1 protein-coding gene is annotated in these 769 nt (G+C 71.4%); it reads left to right on the forward strand.

Annotated elements, in window-relative coordinates:
* The coding region (locus tag AC1D15_RS35410) for an electron transfer flavoprotein subunit alpha/FixB family protein (protein ID WP_477829767.1) at positions 1 to 769 on the forward strand (769 nt) is incomplete at both ends.

Consider the following 769-nt stretch of genomic DNA (forward strand, 5'->3'; position numbering starts at 1 on the left):
CCTCAACACCGTGACCGCAGCCGCCCAGTGCGGCGGCGAGGTGCACGTGCTCGTCGCCGGCAGCAACGCCGGTGCCGCGGCGCAGGCCGCCGCGCAGATCGCCGGCGTCACCAAGGTGCTGCATGCCGACGCCGCGTACTTCGAACACGGCCTGGCCGAGAACGTCGCGGCGCAGGTGCTGGCGGTGGCCTCGGCCTACAGCCACATCGTGTTCCCGGCCACCGCCAGCGGCAAGAACATCGCGCCGCGCGTGGCTGCCAAGCTCGATGTCGCGCAGATCAGCGACGTCACCAAGGTCGACAGCCCCGATACCTTCGAGCGCCCGATCTACGCCGGCAATGCCATCGCCACCGTGCAGAGCGCCGACAAGGTGAAGGTGCTGACGGTTCGCACGACCGGTTTCGACCCGGCCGCCGCCAGCGGCGGCTCGGCGGCGGTGGAGAGCATCGCCGCCGCGGCCGACGGCGGCAAGAGCAGCTTCGTCGGATCCGAGATCGCGAAGAACGACCGCCCCGAGCTGACGGCCGCGAAGATCATCGTCTCGGGCGGCCGCGCGCTCGGCTCCAGCGACAAGTTCAACGAGGTGCTGACGCCGCTGGCCGACAAGCTCGGCGCCGCGCTGGGTGCGAGCCGCGCCGCGGTGGACGCCGGCTACGCGCCGAACGACTGGCAGGTCGGGCAGACCGGCAAGATCGTCGCGCCGCAGCTGTACATCGCGGCCGGCATCTCGGGCGCGATCCAGCACCTGGCCGGCATGAAGGATTCGAAG

Source organism: Rhizobacter sp. P2_H2, assembly GCF_056403375.1.